The sequence below is a fragment of the Streptomyces sp. NRRL F-2664 genome, assembly GCF_000719345.1.
Taxonomy (GTDB): domain Bacteria; phylum Actinomycetota; class Actinomycetes; order Streptomycetales; family Streptomycetaceae; genus Streptomyces.
In genome coordinates this window covers 1-2,582 of record NZ_JOFX01000156.1, presented here as the reverse complement: position 1 = coordinate 2,582, position 2,582 = coordinate 1, and the positions used below count along the sequence as shown (strand labels likewise).

3 protein-coding genes are annotated in these 2,582 nt (G+C 68.8%); 2 read left to right on the top strand and 1 reads right to left on the bottom strand.

Features of this window, described 5'->3' with window-relative positions:
* Positions 1 to 196: 196 nt before the first annotated feature.
* Positions 197 to 1,231 (top strand): ricin-type beta-trefoil lectin domain protein, encoded by a 1,035-nt coding sequence (locus IF89_RS49985; RefSeq protein WP_420707016.1) that lies wholly within the window; start codon positions 197 to 199, stop codon positions 1,229 to 1,231.
* A 134-nt stretch (positions 1,232 to 1,365) separates the two neighbouring features.
* Here the strand turns inward: IF89_RS49985 and IF89_RS49980 are convergent, their stop codons facing one another.
* Positions 1,366 to 1,785 carry an aminotransferase class III-fold pyridoxal phosphate-dependent enzyme gene (locus IF89_RS49980; protein ID WP_158718111.1) on the bottom strand — a complete coding sequence of 140 codons (420 nt, stop codon included), beginning with the start codon at positions 1,783 to 1,785 and terminating at the stop codon, positions 1,366 to 1,368.
* 159 nt (positions 1,786 to 1,944) lie between these two features.
* Here IF89_RS49980 and IF89_RS46670 point away from each other — a divergent pair, with 159 nt between their 5' ends.
* Positions 1,945 to 2,259: a hypothetical protein gene (locus IF89_RS46670; protein WP_030776934.1), complete on the top strand. Its 315-nt coding sequence runs from the start codon at positions 1,945 to 1,947 to the stop codon at positions 2,257 to 2,259.
* Positions 2,260 to 2,582: the final 323 nt, after the last annotated feature.

The following is a 2,582-nucleotide window of genomic DNA, read 5'->3' as shown; positions in this document are numbered from 1 at the left end:
GAAAAGCCCTGACGTACCCGGGCTCCCGCAATGCCGGCCCTGCCATCGTCACCAACGCCGAAGGCACCGCGATCTTCGCCGCCATCAACATCGACACGTGATACCGCAACAGGGAGTCGACAGGAACTTCCTGGTCGACGCGCGGCAGGAGAACGCCGCTGCCTCCCGCAGCGGGCCCAAAGCTTCTTCTGCCGGTATGGCAGGCATGCACCACCCTTTTGCCGACCGCGTGGTCGCCGCATCATGCACAAGGAAGTCAGGAGCAATGACCGCAGAGAGCAGCCCGCGAAATCCGTCCGCGAACAGCGATGCCCGTAATGGTGGAGACACGGCCGGCGAAGTACGGCGCTACCCTCCCGCTGCCGGCCCGGTGGCAGGAGCGCCCCTGCCCAATGTCTTCCGTCCCACCGCACCGGCTCCGCTCGACGAAGCCTCGATAGCCGCCTTTGCGGACAACGAGGTCGCGTCGGATCCGACCGCCCAAAGAGGTCACGATTACGGTGGCCTCGCGGACCCGACGGAACAGTTGGCCTGGCACCGGGGATCCGCCCACCCGACATCGGCACCTGACCGCCGCATCCGCACGGTGCTGGTTGCCGCCGTGAGCGCTACCGCCTTGACGGGCGCCGTGCTGGTCTTCGGTGCTGACGAGCAGCGACCGGATGTCGGGATGCCTCCGAGTGTCGTGCCCTCGCCTGTGCAGCCTCTCACCCCGAGGCTCAACGGAAGCGTGGGGGCAAGTGCAGCAGCGGACCTCCCGACCTCGCGGGCCGGCGAGTCACCCTCCGCTTCCGCCCCAACGCCCACCAAGACGGCTGCACGGCGGCACACCGCTGCGCCTCAAGTCTCCAGCAACCCCCAGAAGGTCGCTTTCGTAGGTGCTGCGTCGGCGCTCTGCATAGATGCCTCCACCACCCGTCTGCAGCTAGCCAGCTGCGACAGTCGAGCCACACAGCTGTTCACCCGTAGCAGCGCCCACGAGCTGCGGACCGCGACCGGCCTGTGCGCCGGGGCACCCAGCGGTGCGTCCCGCGGTTCTCTCGTCGTCGCCGAGGAATGCAACGGCAGCCAGGACCAGCGCTGGACGATCGCCAAGGACGGCAGCATTCATCAAGGAACTCTCTGCCTGGACGCCTTGAACGCCGGGACCGGGCCCGGAACCCTGATACAGCTGTGGGATTGCGGCGGCGGCGACAATCAGGACTGGCGCGCGTCTGCTCCCCGTCTCTGACAGGCTCACGGAAGGGTCGGGACTTCGGTTCCCGGACACAGAGGATGACCCGCTTGCGGGCAACGGGAACCGCCAGCGGTAGCACGCTGCGCTGCTTGCTCCGGCCCGGACGTGGAGTGCACCGGTCCAGGACCTCATCGCCGCTGTGCGGGAGGTCCTGGACGCCCGGGATGGACCGGTCCGGCGGGCCGGGATGGCGCCCCTGTCCACGCGCACGTGTCCGTGCCCAGGCCCTGGGGCCGGCGGGCCGGCTGTGGCCAACGCAAATGGGCGCGGCGCTCCCGCGCTACCGAACTGCACACCGCCGAGCACCACATCCGCCTGCAAGCCGGCGCCGGCCAGCAGCCCATCGCGGGCAGCGGGTCCGCGTCCTTGTGCCGCAGCAGCGGCGCGATCTCCGGCAACACCAGCACCGCGCCGACGGCGGTGTAGCCGATGCCGAGGCCCTTGGACAGGATGACCAGATCGGGTTCGCAACCGTCCCAGTGATGACTCGCCAGAGGCGTGCCGGTGCGCCACAGCCCGGTGAGGACCTCGTCGAGAAGGACCGGCACCCCTCGGCCGGCACGGTGATGTGGATGCTCCGGGAGCACGACGCGGCGGCCGCGGCCCCGCGGACTGACCTTCCGCCGTTTCGTGATCGGCGGCCGCCCGCCCCACCATCGTGGTGTGGCTGGCCGTCGAGACCGTACGGTCGGGGAGGGGAGACGAGCATGCCCGACGACGACGCCGAGTCGAAGCTGATCGCCCAGCGGATCACGGAGCTCGAAGCCGAGCTGCGGAAGTTCTCCGCGATGGTCGGGAACCTCCGCGACAAGCCGGAGAGCAACGGCTACCAGTACGCGAGCAAGCGGGTCGACGAGATCGTCGCCGAACTCGAAGAACTCCGGGCGCCCCAGGACGACGACGAGCGGGACCGCGAGGGCATCCCGTTCCACAAGGTGCTCGTCGGCATCGGCCTGGTCTTCTCGCCCACGGCGTCGTCGAGGGGCAGTGGAGGTCGATCATTATCGGCGTCGGCTGCCTGATCGGCTCCCGACTTGTCTCCCGCCCGGACCGCGCCCAGGAGTAGAGAGCGGTACGGTCGGCGGCCTGCAGGATCTGCACGCACACCGTCAGGACCACTGGATCAGTGCTCCGATGCGAGGGCAGGACGCCACTCTGGAGCGGCGTCGCGTTGACCGGCAGCTCCGCACGACCCTGCTTGGACGGGCCGCTGAACAGTACCTGCGATGAATCTGCTCGACCAGGACGCTTCCTAATGTTGTTGTCAAGCGGTTGCGGCCACAGGGGGTGTGACCTCGTAGCACCGTCGGTCACGGATCAGGGCCCACAGGACGTTGACGCGTCG

Bases quoted from the DNA above. Each gene is read 5' to 3' on its own strand.
- IF89_RS49985 (WP_420707016.1), top strand. From the start codon at position 197: ATGGCAGGCATGCACCACCCTTTTGCCGACCGCGTGGTCGCCGCATCA.
- IF89_RS46670 (WP_030776934.1), top strand. From the start codon at position 1,945: ATGCCCGACGACGACGCCGAGTCGAAGCTGATCGCCCAGCGGATCACG.